Genomic DNA, 18764 nt, shown 5'->3' with positions numbered 1-18764 from the left:
GGAGGCTCCCCGTTCTTTGCAAGTCAGGCGTATTGAGTAGCGTTACGTTATAACGGTACGAGCGACTTGTAAAAAAGAAGGCGAGGGCACGTGCCCAAGAAGGTGGACCACGAGGCGCGGCGGCGGGAGATCTCCGAGGCGCTGTGGCGGATCGCGAGCACCCGGGGGCTGGAGGGCGCGAGCCTGCGGGACGTGGCCGCCGAGGCCGGCATGTCCCTGGGACGGCTCCAGCACTACTTCCGCACCAAGGACGAGATGCTGGTCTTCGCGCTGCGCTACATCGAGACCCTCGCCCAGCAGCGCATCCGCGCACGCATCGAGGCGCTGGACGGGGAGCCGACGCCGCGCGACATCCTGCGCGCCTGCCTCATGGGGATGCTGCCGCTGGACGAGCAGAGCCGTACCGGCTTCCTGGTGGGCGTGGCCCACTTCCACCGGGCCGTGCACGACCCGTCGCTGCGCACCGACGCCCGGGACGGCATCCCCAGACTGCGCGGCTTCTTCGCCGACCAGCTGCGGCTGGCGGTGGAGCGGGGCGAGGTGAGCGCCGAACGGGACGCCGAGGACGAGGCGATGGTGCTGATCTGCCTGGCCGACGGCCTCTCGACGTACATCCTGCTGGACGTGCACACCCCCGAGAAGGCCGTCGGGCTCCTGGACATGCACCTGTCCCAGCTGTTCGACGGGGCGGGCGCGGGCTGAGACGGCGCGGGCGGGGACGGCGCCGGGCCGGGACGGCGGCGCGCGTCCGCCCGCGGGCCCCGCCGCCCCGGGGCCGCCCGCCGCGCCGGGGCGGCGCCGCGCTCAGTAGCGGGTGCCCGCGGCCGCCGGCAGGGCGTCGAGTTCGGCCAGCGCCTCCGCCGGCAGGGACAGGTCCGCCGCGCCCGCGTTGTCCACCAGGTACTTGGGCGTCTTGGTGCCGGGGATCGGAACGACGAACCGCCCCTGGGCGAGCACCCAGGCGAGGGCGACCTGCGCGGGCGAGGCACCGTACCGCCCGGCGATGGCGCGCACCTTGGCCACCAGCTCCAGGTTGGCCTTCAGCGCCTCCTGCTGGAAGCGCGGCAGCCGGCGCCGGAAGTCGTCCTCCGCCAGTTCGTCGAAGGAGGTGATGCTGCCGGTCAGGAAGCCCCGGCCGAGCGGCGAGAACGGCAGGAAGGCGATGCCCTGCTCCTCGCAGTACGGCAGGACGGCGTCGAGCGCGTCGCGGGTCCACAGCGACAGTTCGGACTGCACGGAGGCGACCGGGTGGACCGCCTGGGCGCGCCGGATCTCCTCGACGGTCGGCTCCGACAGGCCGATGTGCCGGGCCTTGCCCGCCTGGACGGCCTCGGCCAGCGCGCCCCAGCTCTCCTCGACCGGCACCTCCGGGTCCACCCGGTGCAGCTGGTAGAGGTCCACATAATCGGTGCCCAGGCGGCGCAGGCTCGCGTCGATGGAGCGGCGGATGTGCTCGGGACGGCCGTTGCGCACCAGTCCGCTCGTGTTCTCCGGCGTGATCTCGCCGGTCACCAGCCCCACCTTCGTCGCCAGCACCACCCGCTCCCGGTGCCCGCCCGCCAGCGCCCGGCCCACCAACTCCTCGTTGGTGTACGGGCCGTAGACGTCGGCGGTGTCGATCAGCGTCACGCCGAGATCGACGGCCTGCCGGATCACCTGGACGGAGGTGGCCTCGTCCCGGCCGTCCGGGTCGTAGGCGTGGGTCATGCCCATGCAGCCGAGACCGATGACGCCGACCTCGGGGCCGGTGCTGCCGAGCGTGGTGGTGCGCATGCTGATGCTCCTCGGGGAGTGCCGTGGTCGCGTGATCGCGAACGGGACTCACTCTCCACGCTGGAGCGCACTCCAAGTCAAGCGGCGGCCGGAGCGGTGGGGAACTCGCCGGGTGCGGCCGGGCGGTGGGGGAAGCTCGTCGGGTGCGGCCGGGGGGAGGCAGGGACCGCCGCGCCCACCGGGCTACGCCTCGCGCAGCAGGGCCGCGAGGTCGCCCTCGACGTCCAGGTACCGGCCCTCGCTGCCGAGGGCCACGACGCCGTACGACCGCATCAGGAAGCCGCGCAGGTCACGGGCCCGGAACTGCACCATGGCCAGGCCGTCGGCGGTGTGGAACTCCAGCATCGTGTACTCCGGTCCGCACGGCCAGATGTGCACGTCGCCCCGGCCGGCCGGCTCCCGCAGGCCCGCCGCCAGCAGATCGCGGGCGAACGTCCATACGACTTCGGCCCCGTCCAACGACGCCACGGGCGGGAAGACGACCCGCACCGCGAGCGGGTCGCCGCTGTCGTAGCGCAGCCGGGCGGGGACGGGGCGCGACCGGGGCGCGGTCGCGATCAGGCGGGCGTGCACGGCGTGGTCGATGACATGGGGCATCGCCGGCTCCTCGATGCTGGTGCGGACAGGTCCTTGCCTCTATGACCCGTAAGACGCGCCGGGCATGACGCCAGTGCACCTGATGACCGCGTGAGGTGCGTCACGAACTTTTGATCGCGCGGACTTCCGGTCCTTACGCTGACGAAACCCATGCGAGGCCGCAGGAACCCGAACGTGTGCGTCCGGTTCCGGCGGCCCCGGGGCCGGTGGTGACACGTCAGGGGTTGTTCGTTCATGTCCGATGCATCCGCGGTGTCCCCGGAGTCGGCGGCGGACGACTACGCCCGGCTCTACGAGCGCGAGCACCCGCGTCTGGTCGGGTACGCGCGGTCGCTGACGACCAGCGGCTGGCTCGCGGAGGACCTGGTCGCCGAGGCGCACTTCCGGGTCTGGCGCCGCATCCGGGCCGGACACCGCATCGACAACGTGCCCGCCTACCTGCGCACCACCATCCGGCACCTGGCCTCGGCCGTCGGCGCGGCCGCCGCCCGCGAGACACCGCGGGACCCCGCGGACGGCGGACCGGCGTGGTCCGGGGCCGGGCCGGCGGCCGAGTCCGCCAACCCGGCGCAGCGCATCGCCCACGTCGAACTCCTCGCCCGCGTCCTGGGGCAGCTGCCGCGGCGCTGGGTGACGGCACTGTGGCTGGCGGAGGCCGAGGGCCAGCCCCTGGAGGCGGTCGGCAGGGCGATCGGGACGAACAAGGGTGCGACGGCGGTCCTGCTGCACCGGGCCAGGGAGGGGATGCGGCAGGCGTTCCTCGGCGCGGTGCCCGGCACACCGGACGACCCGGCGTGCGCACGCTACTGGGAGCGGCTGCCCGCTTTCGTGCGGGGCGAGACCACCGCGAAGCAGACCGGCACGGTCGCGGGCCACCTCACCGGCTGCGCCGACTGCCAAGCCCGGCTGGCGCTGCTGACCAGGGCCAACGACCGGCTGCCCGCGCTCACCGGGCCCGCGCTGCTGGTGCTGCTGGCGGGCGGTTCGGCGAAGTTCCTGATGCCGCTGGCGGGGGCCGGGGCCGCCGCGGCCGGCGGCGGGCACGCGGCGGGCAGCGGCGCGCTCACCTCCGTCCGGACCTGCGTACGGCACCTGCTGCACGGCCGGATCGGGCAGGCCGGGCCCGTCGGTGCCACCGTCGCGGGGGTCGGTGTGGCGGTGGCAGTCGGTGTGGCGGTGGCCGCGGGCGCCGTGCTGACCGGTGGCGGAACGGGGGCACCGGCCGAGCAGGCGGCGGTGGCCCCGGCAGCGCCCGGCGGAAGCGGCGACGCGCGGCCGGGCAGGCAGGCCGCGGCGGAGCGGCCGGTGCCTTCCGGGGCGGCGGTTTCCGGGCCCACCGATTCCGGGCCCACCACTCCCACCACTCCCACCGGTGCCGCGCCCGCACCGGCCGCACCGGCCGGGAGCGGCACCGCGAGTGCGCCGCCGGAGTCCCGGCCGAGCGCGCCGGCGGTGTCGCCGGCCGCCTCGCCAGCCCCCGTGCCGACCGCGACCGGACGGCCGGGACCCGTGCCGGGGCCCACCGGCTCGGCCACGGACGCCGATCCGCGTCCGACGGCGTCCGCACCGACCGGCGGGCCGACGCCCACCACCGGGCCGACCATCGGCCCCACGCACCGGCCCACACCCACACCCACACCCACACCCACTCCCACCCCGACCTCCGTACCCACTCCCGCGCCCACCGTCGCGCCGTCCCCGCCCGCGCACTGCCACTGGGGCAGGTGGGGCTGGATTCCGGTGTGGATCTGCCGCGCAGGCTGAACCGGACGGTCCGTGGGTGCTGCCGGGCCGCGCGCCGACGCGGTCAGTCCGTGACCTTGCTGCGGTTCTCGTAGGCCAGGTCCCGGTACTCGGGGTGCCGGTCCATCCAGCCCGCGACGAACGGGCACACGGCCAGCACTCGCAGCCCGTCCGCCCGCGCCGCGTCCAGCGCGTGCCGGGCCAGCGCCGAACCGACGCCGTTGCCCTCGTACACCGGGTCCACCTCGGTGTGCACGAGGGCGAGGATTCCCTGGGCCCGCAGATAGGCCGCCACACCCGCCAGTTGCCCGCCGAGCCGGGCCTCGTAGCGGTGGGCGGCGCGGTCGTCGGTCACCGTCACCGGGGCCGGCGCGTTCATGAGCGGTTCCCCTGCCGGTCCATCGCGACCTCCTCGTACGTCGCCCAGGGCGTGGGGCGCCCTTGTGCAGCACAGTAGGAGGGCCGGACGGACCGCGCGAGGCGAGACACGTAGACACGGGGGGCCGGGGCCGGGCCTCTCTGGACGGGGCGTCCCGGCTGGGCTAGCTTCCAGCCTCATGAGGGCCAAGGGGAAGCCGGGACAGCCTGGACAGCCGGGGTGGATGAGACGGGGGCGCATGCTGTGGGCGGTGGCCTGCGCGGCGGTGCTCGGTGCCGCGGGCACCGCACCGGTGTCCGCACAGCCGCACCGCACCGCAGCACGAGCGGCGACCGCCGCGCAAGCCGCCGCGCAACCGGCCGTGGCCGGTCTGCTGCGCGGCGGCTGGGACCTGAAGGACAGCGACAGCGACGCCCGCTTCCGCGGACTGGCCGCCGTCAGCCGCCGCACCGCCTGGGTCGCGGGCAGCGGCGGGACCGTACTGCGTACCGGCGACGGCGGCGACCACTGGCGTGACGTGTCCCCGCCGGGCGCCGGAACGCTGGATTTCCGGGACGTCGAGGCGTTCGACGCGCGGCACGCCGTGGTCCTGGCGGCCGGTGAGGGCGAGGCGTCCCGGGTCTTCCGTACCGACGACGGCGGCGCCACCTGGACCGAGAGCTTCCGCAACACCGACCCGCGGGCCTTCTACGACTGCATGACGTTCTTCGACAGCAGCCACGGCATCGCGCTCGCCGACCCGGTGGACGGCAGGTACCGCATCCTGTCCACCGTCGACGGCGGCCGGAACTGGCGGGTGCTGCCCTCGCGCGGGATGCCCCCGGCCCAGCCCGGCGAGGCGTCGTTCGCGGCCGGCGGCCAGTGCCTGGTCAGCTCCGGGGAGCACGACGCGTGGTTCGCCACCGGCGGCGCGGCCCGCAGCCGGGTGCTCCACTCGCCGGACCGCGGGCGCAGCTGGACCGTGGCCGAGACGCCGGTCCCGGCGGGCGACCCGGCCCGTGGGGTCTTCGGGCTGGCCTTCCGGGACCGTACGCACGGCCTGGCGGTCGGCGGTGACCACCGGACCGGCAAGCCGTCGCCCAAGGCCGCCGCGGTGAGCGCGGACGGCGGCGCGTCCTGGCAGCCGTCCGCCCGTCCCCCGAAGCGCTACCGGTCCGGCGTGACCTGGTTCCCCCGCACCACGAGGGCCGCCCTCGCCGTCGGCCCGACGGGCAGCGACGTCACCCTCGACGGCGGCCGGAGCTGGTACGCCTTCGACGACGGCTCGTACGACACCGTCGACTGCGCCGCGGACTTCGGCTGCTGGGCTGCGGGGGAGGACGGGCGCGTCGCCCGGCTGGAGCCGTGAGGCCGCGGCCCCGCGGACGACGCGGGGCCGCCGCCGCGGGTCCGGGCACAAGCTTTCAGCGCACGCGCGCGGACACGGCCAGCACGTGCGGGGCCGCCAGGTAGCGTGCGAACAGGGACGCGCTGCCGTCGGCGGCGGTGCGCGGGGACTGCCAGGTGACGTCGGTGAACCCGGCCTCGGCCAGCGCCCGGCCGTGTGCCTCGCGGGACCAGTAGTAGGCGGTCACCTGGAAGCTCTCCTCGCCGGTCCGGCTGTGCAGGCCGACGGGGTCGCCGTCTCGCAGGTGGGGATCGACCACGGTGAGGTCGAAGCCGTAGGGCCGGTAGTAGTGGGGCACCGTCGAGAGGTCCGGGTTGAGCGTGGCGGCCACGAAACGGCCGCCGGGGGCGAGGGTGGCGCGGGCGGCGGCGCACCGCCGGGCGAGGGCCGCCGGGGTGGCCGCGTAGGACAGCCCGTACACGGAGACGGCCAGGTCGAACGCGCCGGCCAGGGCCTCTGCGGTCGCCGCGTCGTGGACCAGGTAGCGCACGCCCAGCGGTTCCACCTCCTCGCGGTGCCGGGCGTGCGCGATCAGCCCGGGGGAGCGGTCCACGCCGAGCACGCTGCCCGCCCCGTTGCGGGCGAAGAAGCGGGCGTACAGCCCCGAACCGCAGCCCAGGTCCAGGACCCGGCGCCCCGCGACGTCGCCCGCGGCGGCGAGGACGGAGGGCATCTCGATGTGCCGTCTGCAGGGCAGCTCGTCGATGCTGCGCTCGTGCAGAGCGGCCATACCGTCGAATTGGGAAGTCATGACGCTGCCTGGGGGATGCGGGTCGCCGGGCGACGGGGCGGGCGGTGGGCGGGCGGTGCGGGGCCGCGACCGGGGCGGCCCGCGTCCGCCGGCGGCCGGGCACCGCGGCCGGCCGCCCCCGGGAGGGCGGAGCGTGCGGTCGGACACTGCGGCGTTCCTCCCTCGGCCGGTGCGGGACGGCGCCGCCCCGGTGCCCGCCGGCCTGCGGGCACCTGCGGAGCCGTCTACGGAACGCATCATTCCGCAGGGCGTGGGCGGTGACCGGGAGGCGCCGGGCGAACGGCCGGTGCGCCACTCGCCCTGCCCAGGCGGGCCGCCGCGCCGCGGCCCTGTTCCGTACCCGTACGCGGGGAACGCGGCGTCGCCTGTCCGGCCCACGGCGGCGCACCGCCCGGCCGCCCGCCGCGCGGGCCGTCAGTCCAGCAGGCTGCCGAGCCGTCCTTCCAGGAGGACCAGCAACTCGCTCAGCCCCGCGGAGAGTTCGTCCTGCCGGCGGGCGTCGATGCCCTCCAGCAGACCGGCCTCGTAGCGCAGTTGCTCGGGCAGCAGCCGGTCGATGACCGCGCGGCCCGCGTCGGTGAGCGAGAGGTGCGCAACGCGCCGGTCCCGCTCGTCGGGGCGCCGCGCGAGCAGCCCGCGCGACTCCAACTGCCGTACCCGCTTGGTGACCGCGGCCCCGGACGCGAAGGTCTCGCGCGCGATCCGCCCGGGTGTCAGCTCGCGGTCCATCCGCCGCAGCGTGCCGAGGATGTCGAACTCCGGGCGGGTCAGGCCCTCCCGCCGCAGCGGCGCGTCGGCGGCCTGCTGCAACAGCGCGGAACAGCGGTTGAGCCGTCCGATCACCGCCATCGGACCGGTGTCCAGCCCCGGGTGGACCTGCTGCCACTGGCGCAGCACCCCCGCGACGATGTCCTCGGTCACGCGCGCACCCCTTCTTCCCGGGCTCTCCCGGCCCCCGTCGGCGTCCTGTGTCGCGCGCGGCGGCGCGGGCCGCCGTCCGGGACCCGCGCCGCACCGCGCCCGGCCATTGTGCCTGGCGCCGCCGGCAGGGGCGGTCCGGGGAGGTACGGGCACGGCCGCCGCGCCTACGCGGCCAGGGCCGGCGCGGACAGCCGGCGCACGAGCCGGGCCAGAGTGCGGTGCCCCTGCTGCTCGGCCAGCGCCACCCGCTCCTCGGGGACGGCCCGCTGCCACCACTCGCCGGCCGACACTTCCACCGCCTCCCGCAGCTCCACCAGGCTCCCGGCGAGGCGGTCCCGCGCCCAGCCGGTCTCGCGCGCGTCGTCCCGTACGTCCGCCGGGTCCGGCCCGCCGTCGCCGTCCAGCAGCCGCAGGGCCGCCGCCTCGGCCGCGGCCACCCGGCCGAGCGCCGCCTCGATGCGGTCGGCGGCGCGGCGGTTGGTGACCAGGACGCAGCAGGCCAGACCCACGGCGGCGCCCACGACGGTGTCCGTCCAGCGGTCGGTGACCAGGGTCCGCGCGGGCAGCCGGCGGGCGAACTCGGTGAGCAGCAGCGCCATCGGCGTGACCCAGACCGACCCGAGCCAGTAGTTGCGGGTGATGCTCGCCTCCGCGCAGAACTGGAAGGTGAGCGCCAGCAGGATCATCGCGAGGTGGCCGGTGTGGATCACCGGCAGCAGGGCGGTGAAGAGCAGCAGCCCGAGCAGGTTGCCGAGGGTGCGCTGGACGGCCCGCTGCCAGGAGAGGGTGGTGTTGGCCTGGTAGATGGAGGCCGCGGTGACCACGGCCCAGTACGGGTGGCCGACGCCGACCGCCATCGAGGCCCAGCCCGCCAGCGCGCAGCCCACGGCGACCCGCGCGCCGATGGGCAGCAGCGGCGAGCCGGGCGCGAGGCGGCCGAACATGGCCCGGAAGCCGCGCGGGTGCCCGGGCGCGGGGCGGCGCGGGCCGGTGTCCCCGTGTCCCGGGTCCCTGTCCTGGCCTGCGTGCTCCGCGGCGACCCCGGCCAGCTCGCCGGCCTGCGCACCGGTGAGCGTGACCGCCGGCAGCGGCCGGCCCCGGCGCAGGTCACGGGCCCACGCCGCGTAACGCTCGGCCTCCGCCGCATCGGCCTCACGGGCCGCGAGGGCCGACTCGGCCCGTACGAGGAGCCGTTCCAGCCCCGCGCGGGCGGCTGCCGCGGCGGGCGTACGGCCCGGCACCTGGAACAGCGTCAGCCAGGCGGCGTTCACGGCGGCCGCGGTGGCGTGCCGGGCACGGTCCGGCGCGCCGGGGGCGTCCGCCGCGGCCGGGCCGGAGCGCAGCAGCCCGGCGGCGGCCTCCAGCGCCCGGGCCGTCGCGATCCGCTCCGGGCCGCGCGGCCGGACCAGCGCGGGCGCCATGCACACCAGCCAGGCGAGGGCGCCCGCGCCGAGCGCCAGAGCCAGGTGGAAGGGCACCTGCCCGGCCCGCTGCGGCACGAAGAAGGCGGACGCCGAGATGAAGGTGAAGATCAGGTTTCCCGGCGGTCCGACGCGCGTCGCGTCGCACATCATCTTGTGCACGGCGGCGACCAGCGAGGCGAGGAGGACGAGCAGCGGGACCGAGGTGGTCAGGGAGGCCGCCGTCAGGGCGACGCCGAGGCTCGCGACCATGCCGAGCACCACCCACATCAGAGTGCGGGCGCGGGCGGCGTACGGCAGCCCGTGTGCGTACAGGGCGCACATCGCGCCGGCCGAGGTGTAGAGCACCAGGTCCAGGCGGCCCAGCGCGAGCAGGACGAATTCCGGGATGCCGAGCGCGACGACGGCGCTCAGCGCGGGCTTGTGCCAGATGTCCACGGGGCGGCGCAGCAGCACCGTGCTCCTGATCGGCAGCGGGCGGGCGCGAACCGCGGTGCCGCTGCCGGAGCGGGCCGTCGCGCGCTGTCCCGTGGACCTGGCATGTTTCCCCATGCCAAAACCTTAGCAGGTGTTTTACTCGTAAAAGATATCCGTGATCAGCCGCCCGGCGCCGGGGCGGCGAGGACGCGGGCCCGGCACTCTGCGGGCGTGCCCCAGGCGCCGCGCAGGGCGCGGGCCTTGCGGATCCACAGGGAGAGGTCCAGTTCGTCGGTGTAGCCGAGGGCGCCGTGCAACTGGAGCGCGGCCCGGGCCGCGGTGTAGGCGGCCTCACCGGCGGCGGCCTTCGCCATGGCGATGCCGGCGCCCGCCTCCGCGCCGCCCGCGAGCTCCACCGCGGCCCCGTACACCAGCGGCTCGGCGAACTCCAGCGCCAGCAGCACATCCGCCAGCCGGTGCTTCACCGACTGGAACGACCCGATCGCGACGCCGAACTGGGTGCGCTGTTTGACGTACGTCACGGTGTCGTCCAGCAGCCGCCGGCCGACGCCGAGCGCCTGGGCCGCGGTGAGCAGCCGGGCGGTCTCCGCGGCCTGCGCGGCGGCGGCCCGCACGGCCGGCCCGCTCGCCAGGACGTCCCCTTCGTTCTCCGTGCACCGGGACAGCCGCCGCGCCGGATCGACCGAGGGCTGGACCGGCCCGCTCCCGTCGGACCGCCGCAGGACGTCACCGCTGACGATGAACGTGATGTCGGCGGTCGCCGCGTCGAGCGCGTACGGCCCGCGGGCCAGGTCCGCGTACGACGCCAGCAGGTCCCCGTCCGTGAGCGCGGGCAGCCAGGCACCCGCCGGACCGGCATCGCCGAGCCGGTCCAGCAGCGCGGCCGCCGCGGCGGTCTCCACCACCGGGCCGGGTACGGCGTGGCGCCCCAGCTCGGCGAACGCGACGACCAGTTCGACGGGCAGGAACCCCGCGCCCCCGTACTTCTCCGGTACGGCGAGCCCGAACACCCCGGCCCCGGCGAGCCGCCGCCACACCTCGCGCCCCGGGCCGCCGTCCCCGGCGCCCCAGGCCCGTACGGCGGCCGGGGTGTCCGCCGCCGCCAGCATCCGGCCGACGGTCCGGCCGAACTCCGCCTGCTCCGCGTCCAGCAGAAACCGCATCCCCACTCCTCCCGCGGGCGCGGCCCGCTCAGCGCCGTCCCTTCGGCAGGCCCAGCAGCCGTTCGGCGATGATGTCGCGCTGGATCTCGTTCGTACCGGCGTAGACCGGACCGGCCAGCGCGAAGATCCAGCCGGCCGCCCAGCCTCCGTGGTCCGGCGCGTCGGCGGCGGTGTCCGCCAGTTCGCCGTACGGGCCCAGGAGGTCGAGCGCGGTCTCGTGCAGGGCGATGTCCAGTTCGGACCAGAAGACCTTGGTCAGGCTGGCCGCCGCGCCCGGTGCGCCGCCCGCCGTGGGCCGCGCGGCCTGGGCGTAGGCGGCCAGCCGGTAGGCGCGGGCGCCGATGACCGCGTCGGCGACCCGGTCGCGCAGCGCCGTGTCCGCGGGGTCGGCGGTGGCCCGCCAGAGGGCGGCGAGGCGGTCCGCGGCGGCCGTGAAGCGCCCGGGGCTGCGCAGCGTGAGCCCGCGCTCGTTGCCCGCCGTGCTCATCGCGACCCGCCAGCCCCGCCCCGGTTCGCCGATCACGTCGGCGTCCGGCACGAACACGTCCTCCAGGAGGAGTTCGGCGAAGGCCGGCCTGCCGTCGAGACGGCCGATCGGCCGCACCGTCACGCCCGGCGCGGCCAGGTCGAACATCAGATACGTGAGGCCGTGGTGCGGCCGTTCCGCGCCGGGGTGACTGCGGAACAGCCCGAAGGCCCGGTCCGCGAATGCCGCCCGGGAGGACCATGTCTTGTGCCCCCGCAGCAGCCAGCCGCCCTCGGTCCGCACGGCGGCCGACCGCAGCGCGGCGAGGTCGGAACCGGCGCCCGGCTCCGACCACGCCTGCGCCCAGACCGTCTCCCCGCTCGCCATCGGCGGCAGCACCCGCGCCAGCTGTTCGGCCGTGCCGTGCTCGAAGAGGGTGGGGGCGAGCAGGCTGATGCCGTTCTGGGAGACCCGGCCCGGCGCGCGTGCCGCGTGGTACTCCTCCTCGAAGAGCAGCCACCGCACCACCGACGCGCCGCGCCCGCCGTACTCCTCGGGCCAGGTCACGGCCGACCAGCGGCCGGAGTGCAGCTCGCGCTCCCACTCCCGGTGGGCGGCGAAGCCTTCCGCCGTCTCCAGCGAGGGCAGCGGCCCGGCGGGTACGTGGGCGGCCAGCCAGGCCCGCGCCTCGCGCCGGAACTCCTCGTCCTCCGGGGCGTGTTCGAGATCCATCGGCGAGCGGCCTCCCGTTGCGGTGGCGGCGTGCTCCGGCGCGGTTCCTCCGGGGATCGCGGCGGTCCCGCGACCGTTCCCTAACAAGTGTTAGGTAGGTTAGCGTACGGCCATGACGCCCGAGAAGCCTCCGACGGCGCACCCGGCACCCCCGTACGTCCCCGGCCACGGCCTGCTCGCCGGCCGGACGGCCGTGGTCACCGCCGCGGCGGGCACCGGCATCGGCGGCGCCACCGCCCGCAGACTCCTGGAGGAGGGCGCGGACGTGCTGCTCTCCGACGCGCACGCCCGGCGCCTGAAGGAGTCCGAGGCGGCGCTCGCCGCCGAGTTCGGCGCCGCGCGGGTCACCGCCCTGCCCTGTGACGTCACCGACGAAGCGCAGGTCACCGCCCTCTTCGACGGTGCCGAGCAACGGCACGGACGGCTGGACGTGGTCGTCAACAACGCCGGACTCGGCGGCAGCGCCGACCTGGTGACGATGACCGACGAGCAATGGGCGGCCGTCCTCGACGTCACACTGAACGGGACGTTCCGCTGCACCCGCGCCGCCCTGCGCCGGATGCGGGCCGCGGGCCGGGGCGGCGTCATCGTCAACAACGCCTCCGTCGTCGGCTGGCGGGCCCAGCGCGGCCAGGCGCACTACGCCGCCGCCAAGGCCGGGGTGATGGCGCTGACCCGCTGCGCCGCCGTCGAGGCCGCCGCGTACGGGGTCCGGGTCAACGCCGTCTCGCCCAGCCTGGCCGTCCACCCGCACCTGGCGAAGGTGGCCGACGCGGAACTGCTGGCCGGTCTCGCCGCCCGGGAGGCGTTCGGGCGCTCCGCCGAGCCGTGGGAGGTCGCCAACGTCATCGTCTTCCTGGCCAGCGACTACGCCTCGTACATGACCGGCGAGACGGTGCCGGTCAGCAGCCAGCGCGCCTGACCGGGGAGCGACAATGGCCCGGTGCCCACCGACAGCAAGCCCCAGAAGAAGCCCGCCGGGCGGACGCGCCGGCCGGCCCCCGGGAAGTCCGCCGTGACCCCGTCGCCCGCCCGCCGCCGCGAACTGCTCGCCACCGCGGCCGAGGTGTTCGCCGCCCATGGCTACACCGCCACGACCGTACGCCGCATCGCGGACGAGGCCGGTCTGCTCGCGGGCAGCCTCTACTACCACTTCGACTCCAAGGAGTCGATGCTGGACGAGATCCTGCGCACCTTCCTGGACGAGCTGTGGACCGGCTACGACGCGGTGCTCGCGGCCGGCCTCGGCCCCCGGGAGACCATCGAGGCCCTGGTCACCGAGTCCTTCCGGGAGATCGACCGGCACCGCGCCGCCGTCGCCATCTACCAGAACGAGTCCCGGCAGCTCGCCGCCCGGCCCCGCTTCGGCTACCTCGCCGACTCGCAGCGCAAGTTCGAGAAGGCGTGGCTCGGCACGCTGGAACGCGGCGTCGCCGAGGGCGTCTTCCGCCCCGAGCTCGACGTCCGGCTCACCTACCGGTTCGTCCGCGACACCGTCTGGGTCGCCGCGAGCTGGTACCGGCCGGGCGGCCACCACGGCCCGGAGGAGATCGCCCGCCAGTACCTGTCGATGGTGCTGGACGGCATCGCCGTACGGGACTGACCGCACCGCACCGCACACCGCTCCACCGGACACCGCACCGCGCACGCTCCGCCCGCCCCGACGACCGAGGAGCCCGCATGGCCGAGGCCTACATCATCGACGCGCTGCGCACCCCCGTCGGCAAGCGTGGTGGCGGGCTCGCCGCCGCGCACCCGGCCGACCTCGGCGCGCACGTGCTGAGGGCGCTGCTGGACCGCACGGACGTGGACCCGGCCGCCGTGGACGACGTGGTCTTCGGCTGCCTGGACGCGGTCGGGCCGCAGGCCGGTGACATCGCCCGGACCAGCTGGCTGGCGGCCGGACTGCCCGAGGAGGTGCCGGGCGTCACCGTCGACCGCCAGTGCGGCTCCTCCCAGCAGGCCGTCCACTTCGCCGCGCAAGGAGTGCTCTCCGGCACCCAGGACCTGGTGGTCGCGGGCGGCACCCAGAACATGTCGGTGATCCCCATCGCCTTCGCGAGCCGCCGGGCCGCCGAACCGCTCGGCCTGGCCGACGGCCCGTACGCGGGCAGCGCGGGCTGGCGGGCCCGTTACGGCGACCGTCCCGTGGACCAGTTCCACGGCGCCGAGCTGATCGCCGAGCAGTGGGGCATATCCCGCACGGATATGGAGGAGTACGCGCTGCGCTCGCACCGGCGGGCCGTTCGCGCCGCCGACGAGGGCCGCTTCGCACGCGAGCTGGTGCCGTACGGGGACGTCGCGGCCGACGAGGGCCCGCGGCGGGACACGACGGCCGCGAAGATGGCGGCCCTGCCGCCCGTGGTGCCCGGCGGACGGCTCACCGCCGCCGTCTCCTCCCAGGTCTCCGACGGCGCGGCGGCCCTGCTCCTGGCGAGCGAACGCGCCGTACGGGACCACGGCCTGACGCCGCGCGCCCGCGTCCACCACCTGTCCGTACGCGGCGAGGACCCGATCCGGATGCTGACCGCGCCGATCCCGGCCACCGCGCACGCGCTGAAGAAGACCGGGCTGCGCATCGACGCCCTCGACCTCGTGGAGATCAACGAAGCGTTCGCGCCGGTCGTGCTGGCCTGGCTGAAGGAGACCGGCGCCGACCCCGCCCGGGTCAACGTCAACGGCGGGGCCATCGCGCTCGGCCACCCGCTCGGCGCGACCGGGTGCCGGCTCATGGCCACGCTGCTGCACGAGCTGGAGCGCACCGGCGGGCGCTACGGCCTCCAGACGATGTGCGAGGGCGGCGGCCAGGCCAATGTGACGGTGATCGAACGGCTGTGACCAGGACCGGGCCGGAGGCCGGCCCGGCGGTGCGTCCGTGTCAGCAGGCCCGGTTCTTCACGTACAGCGCGCGCGGGCCCCGGTCCGTGCCGTACCGGACGTCCTTCGTCTGGCCCTTGGCGAGGCGGCCGTTCACGGCGGGCCGGGTCGGTACGACGATCGTGTAGCACGCCGGGCGCTGCTTGCAGAGGTTCTTCAGACGGACGATCCGCTGGTGGTTCTTGGTGAAGTACTTCATCACTTTGGCGCACTGCGGCGCCCGCGGGGCCGCGGCCGCCTCTGACGCCGTGGCCAGACCGAGCGTCGTGCTGAACGCCGTCACCGCGACGGCCGTGGCGAGGAACTTGCGCATCTGATCTCCCCCGATGGAAACCTGCGCCCGCAGCGGTACCACGGGCAACCTTCACGTGGTCGGTGTCCACCGTAGTCCGCCGGAGTCCCGTTCGAGATTCGGGGCACGTGTTCGAGCCGGGTGGCGCGTCGTCGCCCGTACGGTACGGGTCCCGGCGGCGGCCTGTTCAGGACGGCCCCAGCCGGTCCAGCGTCGCCGCCGCCTCGGCCATGATCCGGCCGACCAGCTCCGCACACGACGGCAGGTCGTCGATGAGCCCGGCCACCTGGCCCGCCGCCAGCACCCCGGCGTCCGTACGGCCCTCCACCAGCGCGGCCCGCAGCATCATCGGCGTGTTCGCGGCCAGCAGCACCTGGCTCCAGGTCAGCCCGGCGCCGCGCCGCATGGCCAGCCCGTCGCGCACCATACGGGCCCAGCCCGTGCCCGCCTGCTTCCGGAACGCCGCCGCGTGCCGCACGGCCCGCAGCAGGGCCGCCGGACGCCCGGACCGTTCGAGGGCGGCGACCAGATCCGTACGGAGCATCCGGTGCGGCAGCCCGTCCACCGCGCGGGTCACGGTGACGTCGTGCACCGAGGCCGCCAGATAGCGCGCCTTCACGGCGGCCGGAACGGTGCTGTCGGAGGTGAGCAGGAAGCGCGTCCCCATGGCCACGCCCGCCGCCCCGAAGGCCAGGGCGGCCACCAGCCCGCGCCCGTCGTGGAAGCCGCCCGCCGCCACGACCGGGATGTCCACCGCGTCCACCACCTGCGGCACCAGCACGGTGGTGGTCACCTCGCCGGTGTGCCCGCCGCCCTCGGACCCCTGGACGACCACCGCGTCCGCGCCCCATCCGGCGACCTTCTCGGCGTGCCGCCGCGCCCCCACCGTCGGGATGACGACCACCCCCGCGTCCTTCAGCCGGGCGATCAGCTCCCGCGAGGGCGCGAGGGCGAACGAGGCCACCCGTACGCCCTCCTCGATGATGACGCGCACCCGCTCCGCTGCGTCCCCGGTGTCCGCCCGCAGATTGACGCCGAAGGGCCGGTCCGTACGGGCGGCGACCTCGCGGACCGCGGCCCGCAGCCGCCCGGCGGACATGGTGGCGGAGGCCAGGATGCCGAGCGCACCGGCCTCGGCGGTGGCGGAGACCAGGCGCGGCCCGGCGACCCAGCCCATGCCGGTCTGCACGATCGGGTACCGGACGCCGGTCAGCTCGGTGAGCGCCGTGGTCAGGGGGCGCACGGCGGCACCTCCCGGTCGCGCAGCCCGCGCGGATCGATCACCTCGCGGATCAGCCGCAGCTCGGCGGCGTCCGGCGCACGGGTCTCCGGCACCCCGCCGCCCGGCACCCGCAGCGCGAATCCGGTCGCCGCCGACACCTCGCCGAGCGGTACGCCGGGGTGCAGCGACCGGATGCGCATCGTGCGGTCCGGCGTGTCGAAGTCGAACACACCGAGGTTGCTGACGACCTCCCGGACGCGGTGGTAGCGGGTGGCGGCCGGCCCGGCCGCCGCGGCCCGGTCGTACCCGACACCGCAGACCATGTCGACGCGCTCGACGAAGGTCCGCGGCGTGTGCCTGGGCACCCAGTAACTGGTCGGGTTGTTGAGCGTGTTGGCGGGCGCGCCGCGCACCCCGAGCAGCTGCCGGGACGGGCGCGCCCAGTCTCCGATGCAGGAGATGTTCTGGTTGCCGTACCGGTCGATCTGGCTCGCGCCCATCATCACGTGCCGGCGCCCCGTGGCGACCAGCGCCAGATGCCGGCGGTACGGCAGCCAGCCCTCCGTCACCGGCCCGGACCCGGCCTCCGGCGCCTCGCCGACGAGCAGGGCCTCGCCGTCCGTCAGCAGCAGGTCGGGGGAGAAGGTGAGCCTGGCCAGCCGCGCGCCGAGCGCGGGCACGGTCCCCATGGGCGAGGCGAGCACCTCGCCCGCGCCGCGCCACACCTCGGCGCACGCGACCACGCAGTACTCGGCGCGGGTGACGGCCCCGGTGCCGGCTCCGGCGGTCATGGGCGCTCCTTGGCGGGGGTGGCGGGCTTGGCGATGGCCCCGGTGGGGCCGGTGGGCTCGGCGGGCCCGGCGGTCTCCGCGGACTCGGCTGACCCGGCGGCGAAGGCCGCCACCGCGGCCCGGTAGTCGTCCTCGTCGCCCGACAGGAAGCGCTCGGCGAACGCGGCCCAGGCGGCCGGATCCGCCGCAGCCCGCGCGTACGCCCGCTGGAACGCCTCGTCCCGCCCGTAGTCCGGCGCGCAGGAGGTGAAGTGCGCGCCGCCCGGCGCCTCCACAACGCCCCGCACGAACATCCGGCTGACCAGCAGCGTCTGCGGGCCGCCCGCCCGGGTCAGCTCCGCGCCGTCCACGATCCGCTCGCACGAGACGTACGCCGCGTCCGCCGCCTCGCAGAAGAGGTCGTCGAAGTACGGGTCGGGGCCCAGGTACTGCCCGTTGCCGCGCGCGTCCGCCCGGTTCAGGTGTACCAGCGCCGCGTCCAGCCGCAGCGCCGGTACGGCGACCAGCTCCTCCCCGTCCTCGTAGGGCGAAGTGACGGTACGGAGGTGCGGGTTGACCCGCATGACGTCGGAGCCCGGCCCCGCCCGTACCGGCAGGAAGGGCAGCCGTCGGCCCGCCGCGGTCAGCCCCCACAGGAACATCGCCTCGTCCAGCTCGGTCAGTTCGAGGGCGCCGCGCTCGCGGGCGGCGCGGTAATGCGGTTCCAGGGGGATCGAGTCCAGTGTGACGAAGGGCGTGACCAGTCGGCGGATCTTCCCGGCGGCGGCCAGCAGGCCCACGTCCGGGCCGCCGCAGGAGACGACGGTGAGGTCGGTCAGCCCGGACCGCAGCAGCGCCCGTACGAGCGCCATCGGCTTGCGGCGCGAGCCCCACCCGCCGATGCCGACCGTCATCCCGCTGGCCAGCCGGCCCGCCACGTCGTCGGCGGTCATGGTCTTGTCGGTCAACTCGTCTCCTTTCCGCTCGTGTCGGCGGACCCGTCACCGGATGCGGTCCCCGGGCGCGGCGGCCCGTGCCCGGGCTCCCGCCGCGCGAACGCGTCCCGGTGCCGGTCGGCCACGCCGCTGAGACTCGCCTCGAAGGTGAAGCCCTGCTCGAAGCGGTAGCTGCGGTGTACGTCGACGGGGTCGATGCCGTTGATGGCGGCCTTGGCCAGCCGCAGCAGGTAGCCGTCCTTGGCGGCGATCTCCCCGGCCAGCGCGAGCGCCGCCGCGAGTACCGTGCCGCGCGGCACCACGTCCCACACCGCGCCGTGCCGGTGGAGTTCGGCGGCCGTCACGGTGCGCGAGGTGTAGTAGAGGGTGCGCATCAGGTGCGGCGGGACGAGCCGGGCGAGGTGGGTGGCCGCGCCGAGCGCGCCGCGGTCCAGTTCGGGCAGGCCGAACGTGGCGTCCTCGCTCGCCACGATCGCGTCGGCGTTGCCGGCCAGGCCGATCCCGCCGCCCAGGCAGTGCCCGTGCACGGCGGCGACGACCGGCACCTCGCAGTCGTACACGGCGCCGAACGCCGCGTGGCAGCCGCGGTTGACGCCGAGCAGCGCGCCGTGCCCCGGGGTCCGCTGCAACTCCTTGAGGTCCACGCCCGCGTTGAACCCGCGGCCGGCCGCGGCGAGCACCACGCAGCGGGTGCCGGGGTCGCGGCCGGCCGCCCGTACCGCGTCGGCGAGATCGAACCACCCCTGTACGGGCAGGGCGTTGACCGGCGGACGGTCGACGGTGACGAGCGCGATGCCGTCCTCGGGACGGGACAGTGTGACGGCGGTGGAGACACCCATGGGCGGATCAGCTACCTTTCCACCAAACGTTTGTTAG

Annotated in this window: 19 protein-coding genes; 6 read left to right on the top strand and 13 right to left on the bottom strand. The window is 75.7% G+C overall.

What is annotated here, in order from left to right; genetic code table 11:
* Window positions 1-90: 90 nt before the first annotated feature.
* Complete coding sequence (locus ACH4FX_RS05650) at window positions 91-702, top strand: TetR/AcrR family transcriptional regulator (protein ID WP_398475441.1); 612 nt, start codon at window positions 91-93, stop codon at window positions 700-702.
* Between the two features lie 102 nt (window positions 703-804).
* On the opposite strand, the gene ACH4FX_RS05645 is transcribed toward ACH4FX_RS05650, so the two are convergent.
* Both ACH4FX_RS05645 and ACH4FX_RS05640 read right to left on the bottom strand, forming a co-directional pair.
* Complete coding sequence (locus tag ACH4FX_RS05645) at window positions 805-1773, bottom strand: aldo/keto reductase (protein WP_398475439.1); 969 nt, start codon at window positions 1771-1773, stop codon at window positions 805-807.
* A gap of 183 nt (window positions 1774-1956) precedes the next feature.
* Window positions 1957-2370 carry an SsgA family sporulation/cell division regulator gene (locus ACH4FX_RS05640; protein WP_398475437.1) on the bottom strand — a complete coding sequence of 138 codons (414 nt, stop codon included), beginning with the start codon at window positions 2368-2370 and terminating at the stop codon, window positions 1957-1959.
* A gap of 234 nt (window positions 2371-2604) precedes the next feature.
* Here ACH4FX_RS05640 and ACH4FX_RS05635 point away from each other — a divergent pair, with 234 nt between their 5' ends.
* Window positions 2605-4134, top strand: a complete 1530-nt coding sequence (locus ACH4FX_RS05635) for a sigma factor (protein ID WP_398475435.1) — start codon at window positions 2605-2607, stop codon at window positions 4132-4134.
* 43 nt (window positions 4135-4177) lie between these two features.
* On the opposite strand, the gene ACH4FX_RS05630 is transcribed toward ACH4FX_RS05635, so the two are convergent.
* Complete coding sequence (locus ACH4FX_RS05630) at window positions 4178-4492, bottom strand: GNAT family N-acetyltransferase (protein WP_398475433.1); 315 nt, start codon at window positions 4490-4492, stop codon at window positions 4178-4180.
* Between the two features lie 238 nt (window positions 4493-4730).
* Between ACH4FX_RS05630 and ACH4FX_RS05625 the strand changes: the two genes are divergently transcribed.
* Window positions 4731-5840, top strand: coding sequence for an oxidoreductase (locus tag ACH4FX_RS05625; RefSeq protein WP_398475431.1), 1110 nt, complete (start codon window positions 4731-4733; stop codon window positions 5838-5840).
* A 55-nt stretch (window positions 5841-5895) separates the two neighbouring features.
* Here the strand turns inward: ACH4FX_RS05625 and ACH4FX_RS05620 are convergent, their stop codons facing one another.
* From ACH4FX_RS05620 to ACH4FX_RS05600, 5 genes are all read right to left on the bottom strand, one after another.
* Window positions 5896-6630, bottom strand: a complete 735-nt coding sequence (locus tag ACH4FX_RS05620) for a class I SAM-dependent methyltransferase (RefSeq protein WP_398475429.1) — start codon at window positions 6628-6630, stop codon at window positions 5896-5898.
* Between the two features lie 414 nt (window positions 6631-7044).
* Entirely contained in the window at window positions 7045-7551 is a 507-nt protein-coding gene (locus ACH4FX_RS05615) for a MarR family winged helix-turn-helix transcriptional regulator (protein WP_398475427.1), read from the bottom strand.
* A 164-nt stretch (window positions 7552-7715) separates the two neighbouring features.
* Window positions 7716-9524, bottom strand: coding sequence for an FUSC family protein (locus tag ACH4FX_RS05610; RefSeq protein ID WP_398475426.1), 1809 nt, complete (start codon window positions 9522-9524; stop codon window positions 7716-7718).
* Window positions 9525-9568: 44 nt separating this feature from the next.
* Window positions 9569-10573: an acyl-CoA dehydrogenase family protein gene (locus tag ACH4FX_RS05605; RefSeq protein ID WP_398475424.1), complete on the bottom strand. Its 1005-nt coding sequence runs from the start codon at window positions 10571-10573 to the stop codon at window positions 9569-9571.
* 28 nt (window positions 10574-10601) lie between these two features.
* Complete coding sequence (locus ACH4FX_RS05600) at window positions 10602-11771, bottom strand: acyl-CoA dehydrogenase family protein (RefSeq protein ID WP_398475422.1); 1170 nt, start codon at window positions 11769-11771, stop codon at window positions 10602-10604.
* 112 nt (window positions 11772-11883) lie between these two features.
* Between ACH4FX_RS05600 and ACH4FX_RS05595 the strand changes: the two genes are divergently transcribed.
* The 3 genes from ACH4FX_RS05595 to ACH4FX_RS05585 all read left to right on the top strand — a co-directional run bounded on the left by ACH4FX_RS05595 (window position 11884) and on the right by ACH4FX_RS05585 (window position 14609).
* A complete protein-coding gene (locus tag ACH4FX_RS05595) occupies window positions 11884-12693 on the top strand; it encodes an SDR family oxidoreductase (RefSeq protein ID WP_398475420.1) in 810 nt (269 codons plus the stop codon).
* A gap of 93 nt (window positions 12694-12786) precedes the next feature.
* Window positions 12787-13374 (top strand): TetR/AcrR family transcriptional regulator, encoded by a 588-nt coding sequence (locus ACH4FX_RS05590; RefSeq protein ID WP_398475530.1) that lies wholly within the window; start codon window positions 12787-12789, stop codon window positions 13372-13374.
* A gap of 77 nt (window positions 13375-13451) precedes the next feature.
* Window positions 13452-14609, top strand: a complete 1158-nt coding sequence (locus tag ACH4FX_RS05585) for an acetyl-CoA C-acetyltransferase (protein WP_398475419.1) — start codon at window positions 13452-13454, stop codon at window positions 14607-14609.
* A gap of 40 nt (window positions 14610-14649) precedes the next feature.
* Here the strand turns inward: ACH4FX_RS05585 and ACH4FX_RS05580 are convergent, their stop codons facing one another.
* The 5 genes from ACH4FX_RS05580 to ACH4FX_RS05560 form a co-directional block, all read right to left on the bottom strand.
* Window positions 14650-14961 carry a hypothetical protein gene (locus ACH4FX_RS05580; RefSeq protein ID WP_398475418.1) on the bottom strand — a complete coding sequence of 104 codons (312 nt, stop codon included), beginning with the start codon at window positions 14959-14961 and terminating at the stop codon, window positions 14650-14652.
* 166 nt (window positions 14962-15127) lie between these two features.
* Window positions 15128-16174 carry an NAD(P)H-dependent flavin oxidoreductase gene (locus ACH4FX_RS05575; protein ID WP_398475528.1) on the bottom strand — a complete coding sequence of 349 codons (1047 nt, stop codon included), beginning with the start codon at window positions 16172-16174 and terminating at the stop codon, window positions 15128-15130.
* Entirely contained in the window at window positions 16171-16953 is a 783-nt protein-coding gene (locus tag ACH4FX_RS05570; protein WP_398475416.1) for a CoA-transferase subunit beta, read from the bottom strand. The genes ACH4FX_RS05575 and ACH4FX_RS05570 overlap by 4 nt, the downstream gene beginning before the upstream one ends.
* Window positions 16950-17900 (bottom strand): CoA transferase subunit A, encoded by a 951-nt coding sequence (locus ACH4FX_RS05565; RefSeq protein ID WP_398475414.1) that lies wholly within the window; start codon window positions 17898-17900, stop codon window positions 16950-16952. Before ACH4FX_RS05565 ends, ACH4FX_RS05570 begins: the two co-directional genes overlap by 4 nt.
* Window positions 17897-18727: an enoyl-CoA hydratase family protein gene (locus tag ACH4FX_RS05560; protein ID WP_398475413.1), complete on the bottom strand. Its 831-nt coding sequence runs from the start codon at window positions 18725-18727 to the stop codon at window positions 17897-17899. Before ACH4FX_RS05560 ends, ACH4FX_RS05565 begins: the two co-directional genes overlap by 4 nt.
* Window positions 18728-18764 lie beyond the last annotated feature (37 nt).

This window comes from Streptomyces sp. NPDC018019, assembly GCF_044327805.1.
Lineage (GTDB): Bacteria > Actinomycetota > Actinomycetes > Streptomycetales > Streptomycetaceae > Streptomyces.
This window is presented reverse-complemented; position numbering and strand designations above follow the sequence as displayed.